Here is a 23,648-nt window from a genome sequence, read left to right on the forward strand (position 1 = left end):
CGCCGCAGTTTCGCACCGAGGTCGCAGGGACTCCGGGGATGGATGCGACCCCGTGCCGAAACTGCGACCTCGCGCCGGAACACCCCATCCCGGAAGCAGAGTCGCATCCCGTCGCGGATTCGCACCGCGTAGCAGGGGCTCCGGGGATGGATGCGACCTCGGTGCGAAACTGCGACCTCGCGCGGGGGTCAGTCGAGGAGAGTGCCGGCGGCGTGGGCGCGGAATAGGGAGGACGCGGCCTCTTCGTCACCGGCGTCCAGGGTGTCGAGCAGGCCCTTGTGCCAGTCCGCGACCTCGTGCCAGTCCCCCGTGAAGGTGGGGTCGCCGAGCACGTGCATGACGCGCAGGCTCGGCTCCAGGAGGTCCCACATGCGCGGGAGGTACACGTTGCCGCTGGCCTCGATCACCGCACGGTGGAAGGTGAAGTCGAGCTCGCGGAACCGGGCGAGGTCTTCCGCCTCGGCCGCCTCGTGCATCTGCGCGATGAGGCCGACGAGCTCGGCACGGCGGGCGGGGTCGAGCGCTCCGCAGGCCAGCCGTCCCGCCAGTCCCTCCAGCTCGACGCGCGCGACCTTGGCCTGCGCCGCCTCCTCCGCGGAATAGCTCGCGACGAAGTTGCCCTGATGCCGCACGTGCGACACGAGACCCTCGTGGGCGAGCCGCTTGAGGGCGTCGCGCACGGGCGCCTGGCTCACCTGCATCTGCCGGGCGAGCTGCGACTCCACGAGCTGCTCGCCGGGAGCCAGCGTGGAGTCCTTGATCATCGCCTTGATGAGCGCGTAGATCTGATCGGACAGCAGTCCGCGTTGCAGTCCGGCCGTGCCGAGAGCATCCGTCATGACCATCAGTCTACGTCCATTATCGACTATCGCTAATGGACGCGGCCGTGCGCCAGGCATCCGCGATGATGGCGGATCCGCGGGGTGTCGGGTGCACCCCGTCCGGCGCGAGCTCGACGACCGGATGCTCCTCCGCCGCCGCCGTGAAGACCTCGTGCAGGGGCACGAACGCCGCCCCGTGCTCCGCGGCGAGAGCCCGCACCGCCGCCCGCTTCCCGTCGAGGTCGTCGAGCCATGCGCGCTGCTCCTCCGTCACCGGGAGGAAGTACGGCTCCATGAGGATCAGCCTCGGGGCGTGCGCCGCCACCGCGCGGCCGAGGAGGTCGCCGAGCGTCGCGGCGAAGTCCTCGGCCGAGGTCGGGTCGCCGCTGTCGAACCGCCGCCACATGTCGTTCACGCCGACGTACACGGTCAGCAGCTCCGGCGCCGTCGGCAGCAGCTCCGCGTCCCACCGCGCGGCCAGGTCTCGGGCGCGGTCCCCGGCGATCCCGAGGTTGCGGACCGTGGCTCCCGCGGCCTGCAGCTCGGGGGCGAGGAGCGACACATAGCCGTCGCCGAAGGACTCCGGGTCGGAGCGATCCCGCCCCGCGTCGGTGATCGAGTCTCCGATGAAGGTCACCCGCATCGTGGCACGTCCTGTTCGTCGTTCTTGAGCTTCGGTCGCACCGAGATCGGGAGCTCGACGCTCGCGCCAGCGTACGTCACGGTGAGCGTGTGATGCGGGCGCACCTTGCTGCTGTCGAAGCCGCTGACCATGTCCGCCGTCACCTGCTGGGTGGTGCGGGATCCATCGCTCCAGTCCACGCCCAGCAGCATGCCGGTCACGTCGAGCTCCTCGCCGCGCACGTAGCGGGTCTTCGGGTCGGCCTCGGGGGCCCAGCAGATGCCGGTCACCGTCGCGGGCGGCGGCGTCGGCCGCACGGCCAGGGCGTTCGTCTTGCCGTAGTGGTAGACGTTGAAGAAGCCGTCGGCACCGATGCGGAGGTTCTCTCGGGCGTCGATCATGTTCCACACCGTCACGTCGTCCACCCGGAGCACGATGCGCGTGCCGCCGTCCTCGGCGACGGCGCCGAACTCGATCCGGTGCGTGGAGCCCGGCTCGATGACCGTGTTGGGGATGCTGTCGAGCATGGTCTGCCCCGGGGTCCAGCTCTGGAACTCGATCACGTCCTCCTTGATCACCGCGAGGTACCCGGTGTTGGAGTTCTGCCAGGCCGGGAGGCCGGTCTGGTCGGAGCGCGCCTGGAAGCCGTACCAGCCGCCGTCGAAGGCGCCGAACTCCGCCTCGAACTGCAGCAGGGTGTCGCCGAAGCGCTCGGCCTCGTAGCCGTGCACGCCCTGACCGCTGATCACGACACCCGTGTCGTCCACCGCGATGAGGTCGGACTGGCTCCAGTTCTCCCCGTCCTTCAGCTGGCCGTCCAGGTGGGTGGTCGGGTACTCGGCGTCATCCACGGTCACGGTGACCGTGTCGCTGAGGCTGGGATCGGCGACCGAGGTCGCGGTGATCGTCGCCGTGCCGGCCGTCACCCCCGCGATCCGTCCGCCGGAGACCGTGGCGACTTCCGGGCTGTCGGTCGTCCAGGTGACCCGGGCGTCGCTGGCGTCCTCCGGGGCGACCGTGGCCGCGACCGACCGCCGCTCCCCCACGGTCAGCCCCACGGCGTCGGCGTCCAGGCTCACACCCGTGACCGGCACGCCGGAGAGCGAGAACCCGATGTCGTCGAAGTCGAGCGAGGCGTAGTTCTCCACGTAGAACCCCACCCGACCCGCTTTGCCGGGGCCGGGGTCGGCGCCTTCCAGCGCGATCGCCCCGTTGACGGAGATCCGGATCTGCCCGTCCTGCACCGCGATGCGGACGTGCGAGGTCTCGCCGGGGGTCAGGCCCTGCGCCGCCGGCACGACCTTCTCGGCGACGACCTTCCAGGCGTCGTCGAAGATCGTCCAGGTCGGCCCGGCCGCGGCCTGCCGGAAGCGGATGTAGCCGCCGCCCTTGCCGTTGCGGTCGTAGACGATGAGCCCCGCGTTGGCGGGAGTCGTCGCCGGCGCCGTGACGTCGAAGTCGAGCACGAACTCCGTGAAGTCCCGCGGCAGGATGCTGTTGGCGCCCTTGAGGATGCGGTACACCTTGTCGCCCGACGCATCCACCTGGATGCTGCGGTTCGGGTCGGTCGGCCAGCCGTTCGCCCCCGACTCGAAGTCGGTGAAGTGCAGCACGCCGTCGCCCTCCTCGACGATCACCTCGATGGTGGCGGTCTTGGCGGCATCGGCCTTCGCCGTCGCCGTGACCGTGGTCGTGCCGGGGCCCATGCCGAGCACCACGCCCTTGTCGTTGACGGTGGCGACCGCGGCATCGGCGGAGGCATAGGTCACCGCGGCGTCGTCGGCGTTCCAGGGCAGCGGCACGGCGCGTACGCGCACCTCGTCGCCCGCGTCGATCGTGAGCGTGTCGCTGTCGAACGCGATGTCCTCGAGCGGGATGGTCTGCGGCTGCTGCGTCTGCCCGATCGCGCCGTCGACCCCGATCTCGCCGAAGGCGATGGCCTCGAAGCCGGGGATCTGGTCGAACACGGCCGCATCGGCCTTCAGCGTGTAGTCGCCGTTTGCGGCGTCCACGAAGCCGGGGTCGGCGTCGGCCACCCAGTTGTTCTCGTAGTTCAGGAGGTTCTTCCCGTCCTTCGCGCCGTGCTCGTTGACGCCGGCCATCCGGGCCCGGTTCGGGTTCCACACGACGTTCTCGGCGAACGTGCTGTGGTTCGGGAAGTGGTGGTCGTCCTCGAAGAAGTGCGCGAGCTCGGGGTACTTCGTCAGGTACGGCGTGCCGACGAAGTCGTTGTTGTCGGCGAACACCTTCTCCCAGGCCGGCATGTAGTCGCGGTCGACGACGTTGCCCTCCTGGTCGCCCATCCACTGCTCGTAGTTGTCGTACGGGGCGTAGGCGTCGACGAAGACGTTGTTGCGCGCCTCGATGTAGTCGGCCGAGCCGCTCTTGATCGCGCCGTTGCCCATGTTCACGAACACGTTCTTCTCGATCGTGAGGTCCCACGTGAAGTTGTCGGCGTAGATGCCCTCGACGCCCGCCATGCCGATGCCGATGTCGTGGAAGTAGTTCTCCCGGAACACGTGGCCGCGCTGCTGCGGGGTCTTGCCGGAGTTCATGTAGATCGCACCGAGGTCGTGGAACTGCTTGCAGACGTCGTACACCTCGTTGCGTTCGAACAGGTGGTCGTTGCCGTGCACGATGATCCCGGGGTGCGGAGCGTCGTGGATCTCGTTGTCCCTGGCGATGTTGCCGACGCCGTCGAACATCACACCGGGGTTGTAGGCCTTGTGGTAGTAGGCGAAGTCGGCGATCTCGGAGTTCTCGACCCGGTTGCGGCCGGGCTCGAGCGTCGTCTTGTCGCCGCCCTGGAGCACCACGCCGACGCCGCCGACGTGCGTGAGCCGGCTGTCGGTCACGGCGTGGTCGCGGCCGCCGCGGTTCACCGGGATACCGTCGTACGTGTAGCGCCCTGGCGAGTTGATGAGCACGCCGCCGTCGGTGAAGTTGCGGATGTCGCTGTGCGAGATCGTCACGTGCGAGCCGCCGAGGATCACCGCGGCCGTCGCACGGCCGTACTCCATCACGAGGTCGTCGAAGTTCACGTAGGAGGCCCCGTCGGCGCGGAGCATCGGCTCGTCGAGCGTCGTGACCGTCACGGCGCCGCGACCGGACGTGAAGGCCGCGTTCGGGATGAGGTACAGCTTCCCGGCGTCACGGTCGATGTAGTACTCGCCGGGGGCGTCGAGCTCCTCCAGCAGGTTCTGCGCGAAGTGGAAGTCGGGGAACCAGCTCTTCATGATCCCGGACATCTCGCCGTAGCGGAGGGTGATGGTCTTCGCCTCGGTGTCGATGCTCTCGATCTTGTTGTACGACCACTCCCAGCTGTAGCCGAAGATGCCGTCCAGCCACACGTCCTCGGCCTGCGTCCAGTGCTTCGGACGGTCGTAGCCGTAGCTGAACGTGCCGCCGCGCTCCTGCAGGTCGGCGTCGTTGCGGTCGGGCCCGGCGTCGATGATGTCGCCCATCTGCACGGTCGGGGTGGCCGCGTCGGCGTTGGGCCAGCGCGCGAGGGTCATGCCCTGGCCGTCGATGAACAGCTCCATGGGCGGCGTGGTGCTGACGTCGTTGGCCTTCCAGTAGCCGTGGCGGCTGAGCTGGCCGTAGTCGGTGATGCCCAGGTCGGCGAGATCGATCCCGACGACACGGTCGCGGGCAGCCGGGTCGATGATGCGGTCGGTCACCGCCGCGTCGTCGACCGCGGCGAACTGGTCGCGCGGCAGCTCGCGACCGCCGGTGAGGGTGGCGGTCTCCCCGGGGTACGAGCGGTAGGTGATGGGGGCGTCCGCGGTCCCCGAGTCCTGCGCGCCGATCTCGAACGACGCCGAGCGGGGGTACGTGCCTTCCCGCAGGTACACCGTGAGGCCGTCGTCCGGCAGGGCGGAATCCGCCTTCAGCGCGCGGATCCGGTCGCGGGCGCCTTCCAGCGTCGCGAGCGGGTCGTCGATCGTGCCGGAGGCCGTGTCGTCACCTCCCGGGGCGAGGTAGAGGGCGTCATCGTCCGCGGCCGCAGCCGCCGACGGGACCGCCGCAGCGAGGGCGGATCCGAACACCGCCGCCAGGGTCAGGCTTGCCAGTACACGCTTCATCGCGTCTCCGAACTGTCGCTTCCCGCACGGCCGATGCGCGCGGCGCCGCGGGAGCGGCTGCTCCGACCGTAGCCAATCGATAATCGACTAGCAAGGATCGATACTGATCGTTTCGGATCGGCGGACTCAGGTCGCCTAATGCGCCCGGGCCGCGAGGAGGGAGGTCGGGATGTGTCCGATCGCGAGGATCACCGCGGCGAGCGCGATCCACGGGTTCTGCAACCAGGCCGCCGTGCCGAGGAAGGTGGCCACCGGCGCGAGGGCCATCGGGACCGGGATGCCGAGGACGGTGTCGAACAGCGCCGACCGGGGCCGGCCGCGACGGAGGTAGCGGATCCAGAGGGCCCCGTACGCGAGCACCGCCAGCGCCACCGGCACCGCCCACCCCCACGCGAGTGGGCCGGCCGCCGTGATCGCAGGGACCGTCATGCAGAGCGCTCGCCCTGCCCTCTCGAACACGAGGAGCACGCGGGGCACCGCCGGGCTCTCGAGCTTCGGCCTCGGCGGGAAGGGGATCAGCAGCAGGTTCGGCACGAAGATCGCGAGACTCACCGCCAGGCCGAGCAGTGAGAACCCCATGTCGCGATCGTACCGAGGGCGCCGTCCGGGTGAATCAGTTCACAAAGCAAACACTTTCCACCACTTTCTGACTATTGCGCTCTCCAGTTGACGTCGCTGTAATCTGCCGGAAATACTGAGGAAGCCCGAGACCGCACCGCGAGAGTGCGGACACATCACCCCAGGCCAAGGATGACCTAGATGACAGAACAGACCATCTCCTCACAGATAGGAACAGGTCGCCGACCCCGTCGCCTCTCGGACGGGATGTTCGCGCTCCTCCTCACGGCTCCCGGCCTCGCGCTCCTCGCCGCCGTGGTCGTGTACCCGCTGATCACGGCCCTCATCACCGCGTTCTACAAGCAGAGCCTCGTCGAGCCCGGCCGCGAATTCGTCGGCTTCCAGAACATCGTCGACGTGCTCACCGGTGAGTTCTTCCCGCTCCTCACCCAGACGCTCGTCTTCACCCTCGGCACGACCATCGCGCCGTTCGTGATCGGCTTCGGCCTCGCCCTCGCCCTGAACACGCGCATCCGCGGCGCCAAGGTGCTCCGCGGCCTCATGCTCATCCCGTGGCTGATCCCCGGCGTGGTCGTGTCGTTCCTGTGGATGTGGATCTTCAACGCCAACTACGGCGTGCTCAACGCCGCCCTGGAGACCGTCGGCCTCATCGACTCCCCCCAGGCGTGGCTCGCGAACCCCACCACCGCCATGATCGCCGTGATCGTCGCGAAGACGTGGCAGTCGTTCCCCTGGATGATGGTCATGCTCCTCGCCGGCCTGCAGACCGTGCCGATCGAGCTGCACGAGGCCGCCGAGATCGACGGCGCCGGCACCATCCGCCGCTTCTTCTCCATCACGGTCCCGCAGATGAGCGGCATCATCGGCCTCGTGATCCTGCTGGAGTTCATCTGGAACTTCCAGCACTTCGACATCATCTACGTCCTCACCGGCGGCGGTCCCGCCGGCTCCACCCAGACGTTCGCGACCGCGGTGTACGAGACCGCGTTCGACGGCTTCGACCTCGGCCACGCCGGGGCGATCGGCCTGCTCTGGATGATCCTGCTGTTGGCGCTCGTCGTCGTCTACGTCCGTCTGTCCGAGAAGGGAGAGAAGCGATGACCGCCGTGCTGACCGAGGAGACGGTGGCCGCCGTCTCCGCCCCGCCCGCCGCGCCCCGCCGTCGACGCCACCGCGCCGACCGCCGCGCCTCCACCGTGAGCGCCTGGATCGCCGTCGTCGTGTTCGGCGGGTTCGCTCTGCTGCCCGTGTACTGGCTGCTCGCGACCTCGCTCACCCCGCGCACGGAGGTGTTCAGCTACCCGCCGAAGCTGTTCCCCACCGAGATCACGTTCGAGGCCTACGCCGCGCTCGCGAACAACCCGGCCCTGTTCGGCTACCTCCGCAACAGCATCGTCGTCTCCGTCATCACCGCGATCCTCTCGGTGCTGGTGTCGGCGTACATGGGCTACGCGTTCTCGAAGTTCCGCTACCGCGGCCGCCGCAGCCTCATGTACTTCGTGCTGGCGTCGCAGATGTTCCCGCAGGCGCTGCTGCTCATCACCCTGTACGCGGTGTTCTCGGCCTACGGCCTGCTCAACACCTACACGGCGCTCGTGCTGTCGTTCACGACGTTCACGCTGCCGCTGTGCGTGTGGATGCTGAAGGGCTTCTTCGACACGATCCCGGACGAGCTCATCGAGGCCGCCCGCGTCGACGGCGCCTCCCGCCTCCGCATCATCCACTCGATCGTGCTGCCGCTGGCCGCCCCCGGCCTCATCGCTGCGGGACTGTTCGCGTTCGTCCGGGGCTGGAACGACTTCATCTTCGCCCTCACGCTCGCCGGTCCCGACAAGCAGACCCTGCCGCCGGGACTCGTCAACACGTTCATCGGCGAGGCATCCACCGCCTGGCCGGAACTCATGGCGGCTTCGCTCGTGGTCTCGCTCCCCGTGGCCATCGCGTTCATCGCCCTGCAGCGCTTCCTCGTCGGCGGACTCACCGCCGGCGCGGTCAAGGGCTGACCCGCACCACCCCCTCATCCGCAGTCCCTCGAAGAAGAGAGAGCACCCCCATGTCCGAGAACACCACCGTCTCCCGTCGCCAGCTCCTGCAGTTCGCCGGGCTCGGCGCCGCCGGCCTCCTCCTCGCCGGTTGCATGCCGAGCGGCGGCGGCAGCGGCAGTCCGTCCTCCTCCCCCGGCGCCGGGCTCGGCGCGGGGGACTTCACCGCCACCGACTTCTCCTTCTCCAGCTGGTCGCTCACCGAGGAGGCCGCCGCCCCGGCCACCCGCGCACTGCTCGACGGCTACAAGAAGACCAACGAGGTCGGCATCACCGAGGTCTCCTTCCCCTACAACGAGTACTTCAAGCAGCTCATGCTCCAGGTGCGCGGCGGGCAGTTCACCGGCGCCGCGCACGTCGACGTCGCCTGGCTCGCCTCGCTGGCCGCGCTCGGCAAGCTGGAGGACGTCTCGGCGCTCACGAAGGGTCGCGGCTACACCGCGTCGAGCCTGGACGCGACCCAGCTCGACGGGAAGCAGTACGCGTTCCCGTGGACCATCGGCGCGATCGGCCTCATCACCAACTCCGAGCTGCTGAAGAAGGCGGGGGTCTCCACGTTCCCGACCACCGTCGACGACTTCGAGGCGGCGCTGAAGAAGCTCAAGGCCCTCGGCGGCGGCCTCATCCCCTACGCCGCCTCGACCAAGGCCGCCCAGCTCAAGGACGTCCTCATCTGGATGCAGACGTTCGGCAGCGACCTCGTCAAGGACGGGAAGGTCACGATCGGCGACGACGCGAGCATCGAGGCGGTCACCTGGTACAAGTCGCTCTACGACCAGGGGCTCATCGCCGCCGACGTCGACCGCTTCGACGCCCGCTCCCTGTTCTCCCAGGGCCGCGCCGCCATCTACGACGACGCCCCCGTCGGTCGCGCGTCCGTCACGAAGGACTCGCCGGATCCCGACCTCGCCTCCAAGCTCGTGCCCGAGTCCCGCCCGGTGCTGAAGAAGGGCGACACCCCGCGCGCCCTCGTCTGGGGCGGCGCCATCGCCATCGTCGGCGGCGGCTCCGGCGACAGCACCCGCACGGCCGCGGACTTCGGCCAGTGGGCGACGAGCGACCTGAAGGCGGTGCTCGGCGACTACGAGCTGCGCGGACTGCCGCCCGTGACCGAGGAGGCGCAGGCCTCGAAGGAGGTGGCGTCCGACGCGTTCGGCGCCCGCTTCGCGGAGAAGATCACGGCGACCGCGACCACCAACCCGTTCTGGCAGTACCCGCAGTACGCCCAGATCGAGACCGTGATCGCCGACCGCGTGCAGGCCGTCCTCGTCGGTCAGCAGAGCGCCAAGGACGCGATGGCGCAGGCCGGCGACCAGGCGCAGAAGCTGCTGGGCTGAGGAGCATCGCCATGACCCTCCGCTGGAAGGCCGGCGCCACTGCTGCCGCCGCCCTCACCGCACTCGTCCTCGCCGTGCCCGCTCCGGCGGCCGCCGCGACCCCCGACGTCGAGACCGTGCCCGTCACGGTCGACAGCTCCAACCAGTCCGGCTGGTGGAACCCGCTCGTCGTCGACGGCGACGAGACGTACTTCGCCTACAACGTGCCCGGCTCGGTGGCGGCGAAGCATCAGGTGAACCTGGCCGTCCGCGCCGCCGACGGCACGTGGACCTCGGGCTGCCTGCGGCTGGCCACCGGGGTCTGCGCGGAGTACCTCGACGACAACGGCCACAATCAGCCGTCCATCGCGATCGACGGCGACGGGTACATCCACGCGTTCGTGTCGATGCACCACGAGCCCTGGAAGTACTTCCGCTCCACCGTGCCCTATGACGCGACCTCGCTCGTCGACGTGAGCGCCGAGATGCCCGACGCCGGAGCCGCGGTCTCCTACCCGGTCACCGCGCAGGGCGCCGACGGTGACATCTGGCTCATGGTGCGCATCGGCGCCGACCCGCAGGCTCGCCGTGACGGGGTGCTGTACCACTACGACCCCGTGGCCGGGACGTGGAGCCGCGAGACCACGATCGCCGCGGCCGTGAACCACTCCTTCTACCCGGACGACCTCGAGGTCGACGCGGACGGCAAGGTCCACGTGCTGTGGGAGTGGGGCCCGTGGCCCGCTGATCCCTACCGTCACCTCGGCTCCTACGCGGTGTACGACCCGGCCGCGGGCGGCTTCCGCGACGTCGCCGGGCAGGCGCTGCCGACCCCGATCCGCCCGGACACCCCCGGCGCCGTCGTGTGGCGCGGCTACGAGCCCGGCGAGACCATCGGCGACGCCGTGCCGGCGGTGCAGACCGCGAAGATGGCCATCGCCGACGGCGAGCTCGTGGGCGTGACCTACCGGTACGCGGACGAGACCGAGAACGCCTTCGACGTGCGGTGGGCGACCTGGACCGGCTCCGCCTGGACGAGCAAGACCCTCGTGGACACGGACGCCCTGGGTGGCGGCGTGCAGACCATCGCCGCCCTCGACACCACCACCGCCGGCGGCGAGACCCGCGTCTACGCCGTGGTGTCGGTGCAGGACTGCGGCATCACCCGCAGTCAGACGGTGCTGCTCACCGCCGGCGCCTCCGGTTGGACCGCCGACACCGTGGGCGCGCCGGTCGTGGGCCAGCAGCGCCTCCGCGCGGCCACCCGCGCCGACGGCACCGACGTCGTCTACCTCAGCGCCCCCGCCGTTCCCAGCGGAGGGACGCTCCGGCACGCCGAGGTCCCGCGCGACGGGCAGCCGGGGGCGACCACCCTCCCCGCCATCGTCGTCTCCCTCCGCGGCGACGCCGGCGGCGAGAACGTGGCGCTCGGCGGCACCGCGACCGCCTCGTCCCAGCTCCGCGCCGACACCGGTCCGGAGAAGGCGATCGACGGCGGCTGCACGGATGCGAGCCGGTGGATCTCGGCGGCCTCCGACACCCAGCCGACCATCACCGTCACGTGGGACGAGGCCGCGCCGCTCGACGTCGTCCGCGTCCGCAGCGGGTACACGGTCGGCCCGCCGCAGACCTCCGTACTGCGCGACTTCACCGTCCAGCTGCGCACCGCGAGCGGCTGGGTCACGGTCGGCACCGTCACCGGCAACACCCAGACGACGGTCGTGGTCGACGCCCAGGGGCGGACGGCCGATGCCGTGCGCCTCGTCATCACCGACCCGTCGGACTCCGCCACCGACGTCGCCCGCGTCTACGAGATCGAAGCGATCGCCGCGCGCTGAGCGGCATCATCCCCCCTCCCGAAAGGAAGCCATCCCCATGCGCACCCAGACCGTCGAAGCCGACATCATCGTCGTCGGCGGCGGCCTCGCCGGAGTGAGCGCCGCCGTCGCGGCCGCCCGCCTCGGCCGACGTACCGTGCTGATCAACAACCGGCCGGTGCTCGGCGGCAACTCCTCCTCGGAGGTGAGGGTCTGGGTGTGCGGAGCGACCGCCCACGGCAACCAGCGGTGGGCGCGGGAGACCGGGATCATCGGCGAGATGTACCGGGAGAACCAGTTCCGCAACCCCGAGGGCAACCCCGTGTACTGGGATGACGTGGTGCTCGACATCGTGCGCCGCGAGCCCAACCTCACGCTGTTCCTCAACACGGAGGTGCTCGAGGCCGAGGCCACCGGACCCGACGACGCCCGTCGGGTCCGGTCGGTCACCGGCTGGACGATGGGCTCGGAGATCCGCACCGTCTTCCGCGGGCCGCTCTTCCTCGACTGCACCGGAGACGGCCTGGTCGGACGGCTCGTCGGCGCCCGCCACCGACTGGGCAAAGAGAGCCGCAGCGAGTTCGGCGAGGACTGGGCGCCCGAGCAGCCCGTGCGCGAGTTCCTCGGCTCGACGCTCCTCTTCTACACGAAGGATCTCGGGCACCCGGTGAAGTACGTCGCGCCAGAGAGCGCGAAGGACATCTCGACCACCCCGATCCCCTCGTCACGCATCATCCGCAGCGGCGACAGCGGCGCGCACTACTGGTGGATCGAGTGGGGCGGCACGCTCGACATCGTCGACGACAACGAGGCGATCCGCGACGAGCTGCGGTCGGTGATCCTCGGCATCTGGGACCACATCAAGAACTCCGGCGAGTTCGACGCCGACAACCTGACCCTGGAGTGGATCGGCAACGTCCCCGGCAAGCGCGAGTACCGCCGCTTCATCGGCGACTACACGCTGCGCCAGCAGGACATCCTGGAGCAGACGTCGTTCGACGACGGCATCGCGTTCGGCGGCTGGTCCATCGACCTCCACCCCGCCGAGGGGATGTACGCGACGGGCGCGGGCGCGGTGCAGCGCTTCTCGGACGGCGTCTTCGAGATCCCGTTCCGCTCGCTGTACTCCGTCAACGTCGACAACCTGCTCATGGCGGGCCGCGACATCTCGGCCACGCACATCGCCTTCGGTGCCGCCAGGGTGATGGCCACGTGCGCGGCGATGGGCGAGGCCGCGGGCACCGCCGCCGCCCTCTGCTACGCGCACGACGCCACGCCCCGCGAGCTGTACGAGCACCACCGTGCGGAACTCCGCCAGACGCTGCTCCGCGCCGACGCCTCCCTCATCGGAGTCGCGAACGAGGATCCCTCCGACCTCGCCCGCACCGCCGCCGTCACCGCGTCCAGCACCCTGCGCACGATCGGCACCCCGGAGAGCACCGTGGCCGCGGCGACCCCGCACACCCTGACGGACGACCTCGGCATCGTCGTCCCCGTGCACCCGCGCCTCGACACGACCGAGCTGCTGCTCGGCGCCGAGGTCGACACGCAGGTCACGGTGGAGGTCTGGTCCACCGGTCGTCCGCAGAACATCGTGCCCGCGGTGCTCGAGCACCGCACCGTGATCGACGTCCCCGCCGGGGGTCCGTCCTGGGTGCGGGCGGAGACGCCTTTCGGCCCGGAGGAGCCGCAGAACGCGATCATCGTGCTCCGCGCGAACCCGCAGGTGCAGGTGCAGCTCGCCTCCGAGCTCCCACCAGGGGTGCTCACCCTCGTGCACCGGGTCGACAACGACGACCGGAACGTGCAGGTCGACCGCGACGGTCTCCTCGTGCAGTGGCCGACCAAGCCGCTGCGCGGACGGGTGCCCGCGTTCCGCACGAGCCCGGACTCCGAGGCCGTCGCCCCGGAGCGCGCCGTCTCCGGGTACAACCGCCCGTTCGGCGGACCGCACCTGTGGGCGTCCGCCCCGGAGGCCGAGGGTCCGCAGTGGCTGCGCCTGGACTGGGAGCAGCCGGTCACGGCCTCCGAGATCCGCCTCGTGTTCGACGACGACGTGGACCTCGAGCTCAACACCCTGCATCACCACCGCAGCCCCGACGAGGTGCTGCCCCAGCTCGTGCGCGACTACCGGGTCGAGGTGCAGCAGGCGGGTTCCGAGGAGTGGCGCACCGTGGCGGAGGAACGCGACAACCGCCATCGCCTGCGGGTGCATCCGCTGCCGGACGACCTCGGCGCCCTCACGGCCGCCCGCCTCGTGGTGGAGCGGACGAACGGCGTCGCGGAGGCACGCGTGATCGCGTTCCGAGTGCAATCGTGACGGAGGGCGCTAACGTGAAGGGCATCCGTCGTCCCGGCGGAGACCGTCGTCCCTCCAGGAGGCCGCAGGTGACCACCTCGCCCGGCGGCCGCGTGCTCCCCGTCGCGCGGGCCACCCGCACGGGACTCATCGCGCTCGCGGTGCCGCATCTGGAGGAGCCGTACTTCGCCGAGCTCGGCTCGCGCATCGTCCGGGGCGCCGACGACCGAGGGCTGGCCGTGCTCATCGTGCAGACCGAGGGCGATCACGGCCGTGAGATCGACGTCGCCAACGGCGTCGGCCTGCCGCCCATCGACGGGCTGATCCACATCCCGCGCTCGCTCACGGTCGCCGACCTCACGCGCCGCACCTCCCCCGGCCCCTTGGTGCTGCTGGGCGAGCACATCCAGGTGAGCCCGTTCACGCACGTCACGATCGACAACCGGGCCGCCGCCTACACCGCCACCGAGCACCTGCTCGCGGTCGGCTGCCGCCGCATCGGCTTCGTCGGACGCCGCGACGCCCGCCCCTCGGACGCCGCCGACCGTCGGCACGCCGGGTACCTGGAGGCGCTGGCCGCCGCCGGCATCCCGGCCGACCCCGCGCTCACCGCGCAGGTCGACGCTTTCACGGCGGAGGAGGGCGAGCGCGTGGCGGGTGCCATGGCCACCGCGATCCCCGATCTCGACGGCATCGTCTGCTCGAACGACTCGGTCGCCCTCGGCGCGCTGGCCGCTCTCCAGGCCCAGGGGCGGAGCGTGCCGGGCGACGTCGCCGTCGTCGGCATCGACGACATCCGGGCCGCGCGCTTCGCCGTGCCCGCCCTCAGCACCATCGCCCCCGACCACGCCCGCCTCGTGGACGCGGCGTTCACGGAGCTCGAACGGCAGATCGCCGCGCCGCCGGGAGCGGATCTGCCGGTGCGGCATGTGACGGTCGGCGCCCGGCTGATCCCGCGGGCGAGCACGGCCCGATGACGGCGGCGGACTCAGTCCGCGAGGGCCGTCGCGAGCGCACGCTCGTCGCCGCCGTCCCGCGGCGCGACGTGCAGGGTGCCGACGTGGGCCGCGAGCAGCTCCCGCGCGCCGTCGTCGAGGCCGTCGTCGGTGACCAGGCGGTCGATGTCGCTGAGATCGGCGACGGTCGTGAGCCCGACCACGCCCCAGCGGGTGTGCTCCGCGAGGACGACGACCTCACGCCCCGCAGCCATGAGCGCCCGGTTGGTCTCGGCCTCCAGCAGGTTCATGGTCGTGATGCCGGCCTGCTCGTCGAGGCCGTGAGCGTCGAGGAACACGAGGTCGCAGTGCAGGTGCTCCAAGGCGCGGACCGCGACCGGCCCGACGAGGGCCTGAGAGGGCGTGCGCACGCCCCCGGTGAGCACGACCGTCTGCGTGTACGGGGCGTCGGCGCGATCCGGTGGCGAGAACAGGTCGGAGACCGGCAGGGCGTTCGTGACGATCGTGAGCTCGGGAACGCGCACGAGCTCCCGCGCGAGCGCCAGGGCCGTGGGTCCGCCGGAGATGCCGACCGCCATGCCGGGCTCCACGAGGTCCGCGGCCGCCGCGACGATCGCCCGCCGTTCGGCCGAGGCCGCCGGAGCCGGAACCAGACGTTGGAGGCCCCGCGCCCGCACGCCGCCACGGATGCGCTCGACCGCGCCCTCCTCGGCCAGCTGGTCGATGTCGCGCCGCACCGTCATCTCGCTCACCTGCAGCGTGGCGGCGAGCTCGCCGATGGAGGCGGTACCGCGATCGCGGGCCAGGGCGAGGATGCGCTCGCGGCGTTCCGTGACCAGCACGCGGTCTCCTTCCGATGGAGCCTCCAGTCTGCCACGCACCCCCGCCCGCCCCACTCCCGGAACAGGATCCCTCAACCCGCATGACCTTCCCCGCGCCCTATGCCACCTGGTTCCCCGATGCCGCATTCGACGGCAGCTACGGCCGGACCGAAGCCGACCTCCGTGCCGTGCGCCCGGTACCCGCGCCGCCCGGGTTCGCCGACCGCTGGCGACGCTGGCGGCGGGAGACCGCCGCGGTGGACGCCGCCCCCGTCGTCCTCTCCACCTCCGAGGAGCAGGGCCGTCGGGTGTCCGTCGTCGAGCACGCCGGCGTCGACGGCGTGCGACTGCGGGCCTGGGTGGTCGAGCCGCTCGACGGCCCTCCCCGCGCGGGCGTCGTGCACGGCCACGGCTACGGGGGTCGCGACGCGGTCGATCTCGCCCGGGTGCCGGACGACGTCGCGGCGATCTATCCCGTGGCCCGCGGGCTCGGCGTGCTGAACGCGGGGATCGGAGCGCCCGAGCCGACCCCGGAGCACGTGCTCGCGGGCATCGACGATCCGGAGCGCTACGTGCTCGGCCTCTGCGCCCGTGACCTGTGGCTGGCGGCCGACGTCCTCGTCTCGGTCGTCGGCGCGCTTCCTCTCTACTACGTCGGGGAGAGCTTCGGCGGCGGCATCGGCGCGCTCGCCCTGCCGTGGGACGACCGGTTCGTGGGGGCCACCCTCATCGTGCCGAGCTTCGGCCAGTACGACGAACGGCTGGCGGTGCCGTGCCTGGGGAGCGGGGAGACCGTGCGTCAGCACGTGCAGCGCCACCCTGAGGCACGGGAGGCGCTGCGCTGGTTCGATTCCTCCACCGCGATCGGGTTCACGGAGGTGCCCGTCCGCGTGGAGGCGGCCCTGTGGGACCAGTACGTGCCGCCGCAGGGGCAATTCGCGGTCGCCGCCGGGGCCCGCGACCTCGACCTGGCGGTCCTTCCGGCCGGTCACGCCGAGTACCCGGGGTCGGCGGACGTGACGGCGGCCGCCATCCGTGGCGGGCGCGAGCACATGGAGCGCGTGCTCGCCGGCTGACGGCCGTCGCGCGCGCGTCCTCCTCCGCGCAGGAGAGCACTGGACGCAACCTGTCATAACAGGTACAGTGAGCTTGTCATTACAGGTTGCGCGACGACGCAGCACCCGTTTCGAGGAGCATGGATGCCCGAGTACCAGACCCCGCCGATCTCCCCGATGGCGATCGCCTTCGACGCCGAGAAGCTCACCCTCTCCCCCGAAGGCCCCACCCTGACTCGGCGGATGTCCGACCTCGAGGGCCTGTTCCGCGACCACGACGCCTGGGCGGCCGCCGCCGCGGGCGAGGACCCGATCGTCTACACGGTCGTCAGCTCCCCGGTCCCCGAGATCGAGCGGGAGCTGCCGCAGTCGATCACCACGATCATGCCCGGCGACACGGGCGGCGAGCTCTGGATGACCAAGGGCCACCAGCACCCCGACCACCAGGGCGAGATCTACCTCGCGCTGCACGGCCGCGGCGGACTGCTCATGTTCGACGGCGAGCGCACCGAGTGGCTCGACATGCTCCCGGGCACCATCGGCTACATCCCGCCGGGCTGGGCGCACCGCTCCGTGAACACCGGGGACGAGCCCTACTCCTTCCTCGCCGTGTACCCCGGGGGCGCCGGCCACGACTACGGCTGGGTGCTGGAGCACGGCATGGGCTCGCGGGCGTACCGCGCGGAGTCCGGCGTCGACCTCCGCCCCTACGCGGAATAGGCTCCGGCCATGATCATCGCCCACGACCTCGGCACCACCGGGAACAAGGCGTCCCTGCACCACGACGACGGTCGCCTGATCACCGCGGTCACCGTGCCGTACCCGGCCCACTTCGCGGCCGGCGGTGTCGCCGAGCAGGACCCGGCCGACTGGTGGCACGCGGTCGTCACGGCGACCCGCGACCTCCTCTCCCGCACCGGCACCGCCTCCGCCGAGGTCGCCGGCCTCGTGGTCAGCGGACAGATGATGGGCGCCGTGCTGCTCGACGCGGACGGCGAGCCCGCACGACCCGCGATCATCTGGGCCGACACCCGCGCCGGCGCCCAGCAGCGCGAACTCGAGGCGGCGGTCGGCGCCGAGCGCGCCTACGGGATCCTCGGCCACCGTCTGAACCCCACCTACTCCGTCGAGAAGATCATGTGGGTGCGCGACAACGAACCCGAGGTATGGCAGCGCGTGCGTCGGGTGTGCGTCGCCAAGGACTTCATCGTGCTGCGGCTGACCGGGCGGCTCGCCACGGACCGCTCGGACGCCTCCGGCACCAACGCCTACGACCAGGTCGCGGGCACGTGGTCCCCGGAGATCCTCGCCGCGGCGCGGCTCGACCCCACCTTGTTCCCCGAGATCCTGGAGTCGACGCAGATCGCGGGTCCGCTCACGGCCGCGGCCGCGACGGCGCTCGGGCTGCACACCGGCGTCCAGGTCGTGATGGGCGGCGGCGACGGGCCGCTCGCCGCGGTCGGCTCCGGCGTCGTGGCCCCGGAGGACGGCGCCTACGTGTGCCTCGGCACCTCCTCCTGGATCTCCTTCGCGGCGGACGCCCCGCTGCACGACCCCGCGATGCGGACCTTCACGTTCGACAACGTCGTCCCCGCGTCGTTCGTGCCGACCGCGACCATGCAGGCCGGTGGCGCCTCGGTGCAGTGGATCGCCGAGGCCCTCTCCGTCGACCCCGCGCACCCGGAGACGGGGCGCCTCGTCGCCGAGGCCGCGAGCGACATCGACACCGACGACCTCTACTTCCTCCCCTACCTGCTCGGCGAGCGCTCCCCGCTGTGGGACCCGGATGCGCGCGGGGCCTTCGTCGGCCTCGCCCGCCACCACGGGCGGGCCCACCTCGTGCGCGCGGTCCTGGAGGGGACGGCGTTCAACCTCCTCACCTGCATCCAGGCGTTCCGCGAGGCCGGCGCGACGATCGACCGCATCGACGCCGTCGGCGGCGGGGCGCAGAGCGACGCCTACCTCGCCGTCCTCGCCGACGTCTGGGGCGTGCCGGTGCGACGCCGCACGATCGTGGAGGAGGCGAACAGCCTCGGTGCCGCGGTCACGGGAGCCGTCGGCCTCGGCCTCACCGACTTCTCCGCCGCCCGAGCGCTCAGCGAGGTCACCGCCGAGTTCACGCCCGATCCGTCCCGGCACGCGGTCTACGCCGAGCGCCACGCGCGCTTCACCGACGCGTACACGGCGCTCGCACCGTGGTTCGCCGGAAGGCCCCGCTGATGGGCGTCATCCTCGTCACGAGCCGTTCCTTCTCGGACGGCGACCTTGACCTGGTCGGGCGCGCCGCGCAGGCCGGCCATCGCATCCTCCGCGGCCCTGCCCACCACGACCTCGACGAGCTGCGCGTGCTGCTGCACGGCGCCGACGCCTGGATCGCCGGGACCGGACCGGTCACCGACGCGCACCTCGCCGCCGGCCCGAAGCTCAAGGTCGTGGCACGCTACGGGGTCGGCACGGAGGCCGTGGACCTCGCGGCGGCGCGCGACCGCGGCATCCCGGTCACGAACACCCCCGGCGCGAACGCGGACGCGGTCGCCGACCACGCGGTCGGCCTCATGCTCGCCGTTCTGCGCACGATCCCGGACGGCGACCGCCGCGTGCGGACCGGCGACTGGAGCGTCCGCCGCGGGCGGGAGCTCGGCGCCGCGACCGTCGGCATCGTCGGCTTCGGGCGGATCGGCCAGGGGGTCGCGCGGCGACTGGGCGGGTTCGGTCCGCGGCTGCTCGCCTCCGATCCGTTCCTGCCCGCCGACCTCGTGCGGGACCGCGGCGCCGAACCCGTCGACCTCGACGACCTGTTCCGCACCGCCGATGTGATCACCCTGCACGCCCCCGGCGGGCAACGGCTCGTCGACGCCGACCGCCTCGCCGGGATGCGACCGGGCACCGTGCTCGTCAACACCGCCCGCGGCGACCTCGTGGACGAGCAGGCCGTGGCCGACGCGCTCCGCGACGGCATCCTCGCCGGGTACGCGGCCGACACTCTCGACGGCGACACCGCCGCGCACGACAGCCCCCTGCTCGCGGCGGACCTCGCCGACCGTGTCATCGTCACCCCGCACCTCGGCGCCCAGACCACCCAGGCCGTCGACAACATGGGAGAGCTGTCGCTCGCGGATGTGCTCGCCGTCCTCCGCGGCGCCGACCCCGCCCACCCCGTGCCCCTGCCCGCGTCCGCTCCCGAGGAGAACCGATGACCACCGCCGCGACGTCCGCCCCCGCCACCGCCGACTACATGGGCTTCGTCGGCGTCACCACCGCCTCGTCGTCGATCATGAAGGTGTTCCCGCTGTGGGCCGACATCCTCGGCCTCCCCACTCGGACCCTCGTCGGCCACGACCTGCCGATGGATGCCGACCCCGCGCAGTACCGCGCCATGGTCGAGCAGATCCGCGACGACCCGCACCACCGCGGTGCGCTGGTCACCACGCACAAGATGAACGTGTACGCGGCGGCGTCCGACCTGTTCGACGAGCTCGACCCGTTCGCCGTGTCCTGCGCCGAGGTCTCCAGCATCGCCAAGCGCGGGTCCACGCTGTCCGGCCGCGCGAAGGACCCGATCACGGTCGACCTGGCGCTGCGCGACTTCCTCCCCGCCGACCACTTCGCGCGCACCGGGGCCGAGGTCGTGATCCTGGGTGCGGGCGGATCGGGCACCGCGCTGAGCTGGGCCCTCGCCGAGCGGGAGGATGCCCCAGCCCTCATCACCGTCACCGCGCGCACGCAGGATAAGCTCGACCACCTCCGCGAGGTGCACCGCCAGCACGGCACCCCCGAGGGACTCCTCCGCTACGTCGTCACCGAGACACCGGAGGAGGCCGATGCCCTGGTCGCCGCGGCGCCCGCGGGATCGGTCATCGCGAACGCCACCGGGCTCGGCAAGGACCGTCCGGGCTCCCCGCTGACCGACGCCGTCGTGTTCCCCGAGGGCGCGTACGTGTGGGAGTTCAACTACCGCGGGTCGCTGGAGTTCCTGCACCAGGCCGAGGCCCAGGAGGACGATCGCGCGCTGCACGTGGTCGACGGCTGGCGCTACTTCATCCACGGCTGGTCGCAGGTCGTGGCGGACGTGTTCGACCTCGACCTCACGCCCGAGACCGTCGAGCGCCTCGCGGAGGCCGCGGAGTCGGTGCGCTGATGCCCGCCGTGCGGACCGTCCTCGGCGACGTCGACCCGTCGCGACTCGGGCGGGTGGACTACCACGAGCACCTCTTTCAGGTGTCGCCGCTGCTGGTCGGCGACGAGCTCGACGACGAGGCCGCGTCCGGCGAGGAGGCCGGTCTGCTGCGGGCGAGCGGCTTCGAGGCCATGGTCGACGCCACCCCGTTCGGCCTCGGTCGCGACCCGGCCGCCGTCGCCCGCATCAGCGCCGCGACCGGGCTGCACGTGATCGCCACGACGGGTCGGCACCGCGAGGCCCACTACGGCGCTGACCATCCGATGCAGGTGTGGGGTGCGGACCGCCTCGCCGCCCTGTTCGTGTCCGACCTCACGCGGGGGATGCCGGCGGACGACGCCGCGGTGTTCGAGACGCCAGACGTGCCTCTCGCGGCGGGTCCCGACGGGCAGCCCGTCCGCGCCGGCATGCTCAAGGGCGGGGCCGACTACTGGCGCCTCAGTCCGTTCGAGCGGACGACCCTGGTCGCCGTCGCTCAGGCGCACCGGGAGACCGGAGCGCCCGTCATGGTGCATCTGGAGTTCGGCACCGCTGCCCACGAGGTCCTCGACCTGCTGGCGGCCGAGGGGGTGCCGGCGGATCGCGTCGTGCTGGCCCACGCCGACCGCGACCCCGACCCCGGTCTGCACGTCGCGTTGGCCGAGCGCGGTGCCCACCTCGGGTACGACGGCTTCGCCCGCCCGCGCACCCGCTCCGACGCGGAGCTGCTGGCCCTCACGGTCGCCGTGGTGGAGCGAGGGGTCGGCGACCGGATCCTGCTCGGAGGCGACGTCGCCCGGCGCACCCGGTACATCGCGTACGGCGGCATGCCGGGTCTCGCCTACCTCGGCGACCGCTACCTTCCGCGGCTCCGCGAGGCCGTGGGCGAGGACGCCGTGCACCGGATGCTCGTGACCACGCCGGCGCGCTTCCTGGCCCTCCACTCCTGACCACCCGAAACCGAGGAGTCGTCATGCCCGAACCCACCGTCCTCCACGCCGTCTTCACCGCGCAGCCCGGAGCCGCCGACCGGGTCGCCGCGCTGCTGCGGGACTTCGCCGAGGTCGTCCGCGCCGAGGAGGGCAACATCGTCTTCGAGGCCCACCGCCTCGTCGACGACCCTGACCGCTTCTTCGTCTACGAGGTCTACCGCGACGAGGACGCCTTCCAGGCCCACCTCCACGCACCCGCCGGCGTCCCCTTCAACGCCGCCCTGCAGGAACTCATCGTCGAGCCCACCTCGATCCTCACGTTCCTCCGCCCCCTCTGACCCCACCCCGTCTGCCCCCTCCGTCTTCCCCACTCCGTCTCCGTCTCCTCCGTCTCCTCCTCCCCCCTGCACGACCTAGCAACGCCCGCACGCCCACTCCGGCCTCCCCGCCCTGCCCCCGTCCCCAGGTCGTGCATCCGTCCCGCCTCGTGCCCCGTCCCCCGGGCTGACGGTCCCCTTGGGCTGACCGTCCCCGGCCCGAACGACTCCACTCGGCCATCCGGTTTCACTTGCACACCCCTGTCACGACGGCACGACCGAACCGCCCATCCGGCCACACCTCAGTCTCCCCGTCGTGCATCCGTCCCACAGTCGTGGATCCGTCCCTCAGGCCGGCTGTCCCCGTGCCGAACGACTCCGCTCGGCCATCCGGTTCACCTGCACACCCCTGTCACGACTGCACGACCGAACCACCCATCCGGCCACACACCGGTCCCCGCGTCGTGCATCCGTCCCATCCACGGCCCAGCCCCGGACCCACCCCAGACCCAGACCCAGACCCAGACCCAGACCTCCCCGACTCCGGACCCGGTTCGTCTGCACGACCCCGACACGGGTGCACGAGGAACCCGGGGATCCGGTCGTGCAGTCGCCCCGGGATCGTGCAGTCGGACCACGGACCTCGGACCACGGACCACGGACCACGGACCGGAGTTCCCCGGACACGACGAAGCCCCCCGCCCGAGGGAGAGGGGCTCCGTCGTGCAGGTCACTCGTAGAGGACCGCGGCGATCTTGTCGTCGTCGATGTTGTTCTTGTCGTACCAGTAGGAACCGGTGTCGTAGAACTCCTCGACGTCGTCCCCGTTGGCCGCGTCGTAGGCCGCCTGCACGACCTGGGCGCCGATGCCGATCGGGTCCTGCGTGATGGCGCCGGCCATGGTGCCGTCCTTGATGGCGTTGATCTGGGCCGCACCGGAGTCGAAGCCGACGATGGTGATCTTGCCCTTCTCGAGGCCGAGCTCGTTCACGGCGTTCACGACGCCGATGGCCGAGCCCTCGTTGGTGCCGTAGATGCCCTTAAGGTCGGGGTGGGCCGCGATGAGCGTCTTGGCGATGTCGGCCGACTTCAGGTGGTCGCCGTCACCGTACTGGATGTCGACGATCTCGATGTCGGGGTAGTCCGCCTCGATCTTCTCGACGAAGCCGTCGCGACGCTCGACACCCGTCGAGTTGATCTGCGAGTGGCCGACGATGGCGACCTCGCCCTCGCCGCCGATCAGCTCGGCCATGTGCTCGGCCGCCAGCGCGCCGGCGACCTTGCTGTCCGTCGCGGAGAGGCTGAGTCCGACGTCGCCGTTGCACGGGGCGTCGAAGTAGACGACGGGGATGTCCTTCGACTTCGCCTGCTCGAGCGGGGCGACGCACGCCTCGGGGTCGAGGGCGGCGTAGGCGATGGCGTCCGGGTTCTTGTCGATCGCGGCGGTCAGCATCTCGAGCTGCTGCGCGATCTCCGTCTCGGCGGCCGGGCCCTCGAAGGTGATCTTGACGCCCAGCTCCTGGGCCTTCTCCTCCGCGCCCTTCTTGACGGCCTGCCAGAACTGGTGCTGGAAGCCCTTCGAGACCATGGCGATGTACATCTCGCCGTCGCTGCTGCCGGTGTCGCCACCCGAGCCCTCTTCGATCACGTCGCCGCCGCCGGCACAGCCGGCGAACACGAGCGCGGATGCGGCCACGAGTGCCGCGAATGCGGTCTTCTTGCCGAATTTCATGGAAACTCCGTTGTTCTGTGTGGGTGCCGGCCAGGACCGGCGGGTGGACATTCGTGGTGCCTGTGCGGAGGGTTTCCGCGGGGTCCGGCCGGAGCCGG

The 23,648-nt window shown here is 71.3% G+C and carries 19 protein-coding genes; 13 read left to right on the forward strand and 6 right to left on the reverse strand.

Annotated elements, in window-relative coordinates; genetic code table 11:
• Positions 1-188: 188 nt before the first annotated feature.
• The 4 genes from DW296_RS08095 to DW296_RS08110 form a co-directional block, all read right to left on the reverse strand.
• Positions 189-839: a GntR family transcriptional regulator gene (locus DW296_RS08095; RefSeq protein ID WP_136051814.1), complete on the reverse strand. Its 651-nt coding sequence runs from the start codon at positions 837-839 to the stop codon at positions 189-191.
• Positions 840-858: 19 nt separating this feature from the next.
• Complete coding sequence (locus DW296_RS08100) at positions 859-1,464, reverse strand: SGNH/GDSL hydrolase family protein (RefSeq protein WP_136051815.1); 606 nt, start codon at positions 1,462-1,464, stop codon at positions 859-861.
• Entirely contained in the window at positions 1,455-5,528 is a 4,074-nt protein-coding gene (locus DW296_RS08105; protein WP_136051816.1) for an Ig-like domain-containing protein, read from the reverse strand. Before DW296_RS08105 ends, DW296_RS08100 begins: the two co-directional genes overlap by 10 nt.
• A gap of 135 nt (positions 5,529-5,663) precedes the next feature.
• Entirely contained in the window at positions 5,664-6,107 is a 444-nt protein-coding gene (locus DW296_RS08110) for a hypothetical protein (RefSeq protein WP_136051817.1), read from the reverse strand.
• 246 nt (positions 6,108-6,353) lie between these two features.
• Between DW296_RS08110 and DW296_RS08115 the strand changes: the two genes are divergently transcribed.
• From DW296_RS08115 to DW296_RS08140, 6 genes are all read left to right on the forward strand, one after another.
• Positions 6,354-7,208, forward strand: a complete 855-nt coding sequence (locus tag DW296_RS08115) for a carbohydrate ABC transporter permease (protein WP_205807903.1) — start codon at positions 6,354-6,356, stop codon at positions 7,206-7,208.
• Positions 7,205-8,110 (forward strand): carbohydrate ABC transporter permease, encoded by a 906-nt coding sequence (locus tag DW296_RS08120; protein WP_025105392.1) that lies wholly within the window; start codon positions 7,205-7,207, stop codon positions 8,108-8,110. The genes DW296_RS08115 and DW296_RS08120 overlap by 4 nt, the downstream gene beginning before the upstream one ends.
• Positions 8,111-8,160: 50 nt before the next feature.
• Positions 8,161-9,486 (forward strand): extracellular solute-binding protein, encoded by a 1,326-nt coding sequence (locus DW296_RS08125; protein ID WP_136051819.1) that lies wholly within the window; start codon positions 8,161-8,163, stop codon positions 9,484-9,486.
• Between the two features lie 11 nt (positions 9,487-9,497).
• Positions 9,498-11,303 carry a BNR-4 repeat-containing protein gene (locus DW296_RS08130; RefSeq protein WP_136051820.1) on the forward strand — a complete coding sequence of 602 codons (1,806 nt, stop codon included), beginning with the start codon at positions 9,498-9,500 and terminating at the stop codon, positions 11,301-11,303.
• 37 nt (positions 11,304-11,340) lie between these two features.
• A complete protein-coding gene (locus DW296_RS08135; protein WP_136051821.1) occupies positions 11,341-13,602 on the forward strand; it encodes an FAD-dependent oxidoreductase in 2,262 nt (753 codons plus the stop codon).
• 68 nt (positions 13,603-13,670) lie between these two features.
• Positions 13,671-14,558, forward strand: coding sequence for a LacI family DNA-binding transcriptional regulator (locus tag DW296_RS08140; RefSeq protein WP_240743035.1), 888 nt, complete (start codon positions 13,671-13,673; stop codon positions 14,556-14,558).
• Between the two features lie 11 nt (positions 14,559-14,569).
• On the opposite strand, the gene DW296_RS08145 is transcribed toward DW296_RS08140, so the two are convergent.
• The gene (locus tag DW296_RS08145) at positions 14,570-15,379 is read right to left on the reverse strand and encodes a DeoR/GlpR family DNA-binding transcription regulator (protein WP_136051822.1); all 810 of its coding nucleotides are present in this window, start codon (positions 15,377-15,379) and stop codon (positions 14,570-14,572) included.
• 80 nt (positions 15,380-15,459) lie between these two features.
• Here DW296_RS08145 and DW296_RS08150 point away from each other — a divergent pair, with 80 nt between their 5' ends.
• The 7 genes from DW296_RS08150 (at position 15,460) to DW296_RS08180 (ending at position 21,839) form a co-directional block, all read left to right on the forward strand.
• Entirely contained in the window at positions 15,460-16,434 is a 975-nt protein-coding gene (locus tag DW296_RS08150; RefSeq protein WP_136051823.1) for an acetylxylan esterase, read from the forward strand.
• A gap of 123 nt (positions 16,435-16,557) precedes the next feature.
• A complete protein-coding gene (locus DW296_RS08155) occupies positions 16,558-17,133 on the forward strand; it encodes a glucose-6-phosphate isomerase family protein (RefSeq protein WP_060923618.1) in 576 nt (191 codons plus the stop codon).
• Positions 17,134-17,142: 9 nt separating this feature from the next.
• A complete protein-coding gene (gene xylB / locus DW296_RS08160) occupies positions 17,143-18,633 on the forward strand; it encodes a xylulokinase (protein ID WP_136051824.1) in 1,491 nt (496 codons plus the stop codon).
• On the forward strand, positions 18,633-19,610 hold the full coding sequence (locus DW296_RS08165; protein WP_240743036.1) for a phosphoglycerate dehydrogenase: 978 nt from the start codon (positions 18,633-18,635) through the stop codon (positions 19,608-19,610). Before xylB ends, DW296_RS08165 begins: the two co-directional genes overlap by 1 nt.
• The gene (locus DW296_RS08170) at positions 19,607-20,551 is read left to right on the forward strand and encodes a shikimate dehydrogenase family protein (protein ID WP_071329172.1); all 945 of its coding nucleotides are present in this window, start codon (positions 19,607-19,609) and stop codon (positions 20,549-20,551) included. The genes DW296_RS08165 and DW296_RS08170 overlap by 4 nt, the downstream gene beginning before the upstream one ends.
• Complete coding sequence (locus tag DW296_RS08175) at positions 20,551-21,519, forward strand: phosphotriesterase family protein (RefSeq protein WP_136051826.1); 969 nt, start codon at positions 20,551-20,553, stop codon at positions 21,517-21,519. Before DW296_RS08170 ends, DW296_RS08175 begins: the two co-directional genes overlap by 1 nt.
• 23 nt (positions 21,520-21,542) lie before the next feature.
• Complete coding sequence (locus tag DW296_RS08180) at positions 21,543-21,839, forward strand: putative quinol monooxygenase (protein ID WP_126894150.1); 297 nt, start codon at positions 21,543-21,545, stop codon at positions 21,837-21,839.
• Between the two features lie 709 nt (positions 21,840-22,548).
• On the opposite strand, the gene DW296_RS08185 is transcribed toward DW296_RS08180, so the two are convergent.
• Positions 22,549-23,550: an ABC transporter substrate-binding protein gene (locus DW296_RS08185; protein WP_071329175.1), complete on the reverse strand. Its 1,002-nt coding sequence runs from the start codon at positions 23,548-23,550 to the stop codon at positions 22,549-22,551.
• Between the last annotated feature and the right edge of the window lie 98 nt (positions 23,551-23,648).

The organism is Microbacterium sp. K36 (genome assembly GCF_004794355.1).
GTDB classification, from domain to species: Bacteria; Actinomycetota; Actinomycetes; order Actinomycetales; family Microbacteriaceae; genus Microbacterium; species Microbacterium paraoxydans_D.

Coding starts and splice junctions, on each gene's coding strand:
- DW296_RS08155 (WP_060923618.1), top strand. CDS start 16,558: ATGCCCGAGTACCAGACCCCGCCGATCTCCCCGATGGCGATCGCCTTC.
- DW296_RS08135 (WP_136051821.1), top strand. CDS start 11,341: ATGCGCACCCAGACCGTCGAAGCCGACATCATCGTCGTCGGCGGCGGC.
- DW296_RS08130 (WP_136051820.1), top strand. CDS start 9,498: ATGACCCTCCGCTGGAAGGCCGGCGCCACTGCTGCCGCCGCCCTCACC.
- DW296_RS08105 (WP_136051816.1), bottom strand. CDS start 5,528: ATGAAGCGTGTACTGGCAAGCCTGACCCTGGCGGCGGTGTTCGGATCC.
- DW296_RS08180 (WP_126894150.1), top strand. CDS start 21,543: ATGCCCGAACCCACCGTCCTCCACGCCGTCTTCACCGCGCAGCCCGGA.
- DW296_RS08165 (WP_240743036.1), top strand. CDS start 18,633: ATGGGCGTCATCCTCGTCACGAGCCGTTCCTTCTCGGACGGCGACCTT.
- DW296_RS08100 (WP_136051815.1), bottom strand. CDS start 1,464: ATGCGGGTGACCTTCATCGGAGACTCGATCACCGACGCGGGGCGGGAT.
- DW296_RS08150 (WP_136051823.1), top strand. CDS start 15,460: ATGACCTTCCCCGCGCCCTATGCCACCTGGTTCCCCGATGCCGCATTC.
- DW296_RS08120 (WP_025105392.1), top strand. CDS start 7,205: ATGACCGCCGTGCTGACCGAGGAGACGGTGGCCGCCGTCTCCGCCCCG.
- DW296_RS08175 (WP_136051826.1), top strand. CDS start 20,551: ATGCCCGCCGTGCGGACCGTCCTCGGCGACGTCGACCCGTCGCGACTC.
- DW296_RS08185 (WP_071329175.1), bottom strand. CDS start 23,550: ATGAAATTCGGCAAGAAGACCGCATTCGCGGCACTCGTGGCCGCATCC.
- xylB (WP_136051824.1), top strand. CDS start 17,143: ATGATCATCGCCCACGACCTCGGCACCACCGGGAACAAGGCGTCCCTG.
- DW296_RS08110 (WP_136051817.1), bottom strand. CDS start 6,107: ATGGGGTTCTCACTGCTCGGCCTGGCGGTGAGTCTCGCGATCTTCGTG.
- DW296_RS08095 (WP_136051814.1), bottom strand. CDS start 839: ATGACGGATGCTCTCGGCACGGCCGGACTGCAACGCGGACTGCTGTCC.
- DW296_RS08170 (WP_071329172.1), top strand. CDS start 19,607: ATGACCACCGCCGCGACGTCCGCCCCCGCCACCGCCGACTACATGGGC.
- DW296_RS08125 (WP_136051819.1), top strand. CDS start 8,161: ATGTCCGAGAACACCACCGTCTCCCGTCGCCAGCTCCTGCAGTTCGCC.
- DW296_RS08115 (WP_205807903.1), top strand. CDS start 6,354: ATGTTCGCGCTCCTCCTCACGGCTCCCGGCCTCGCGCTCCTCGCCGCC.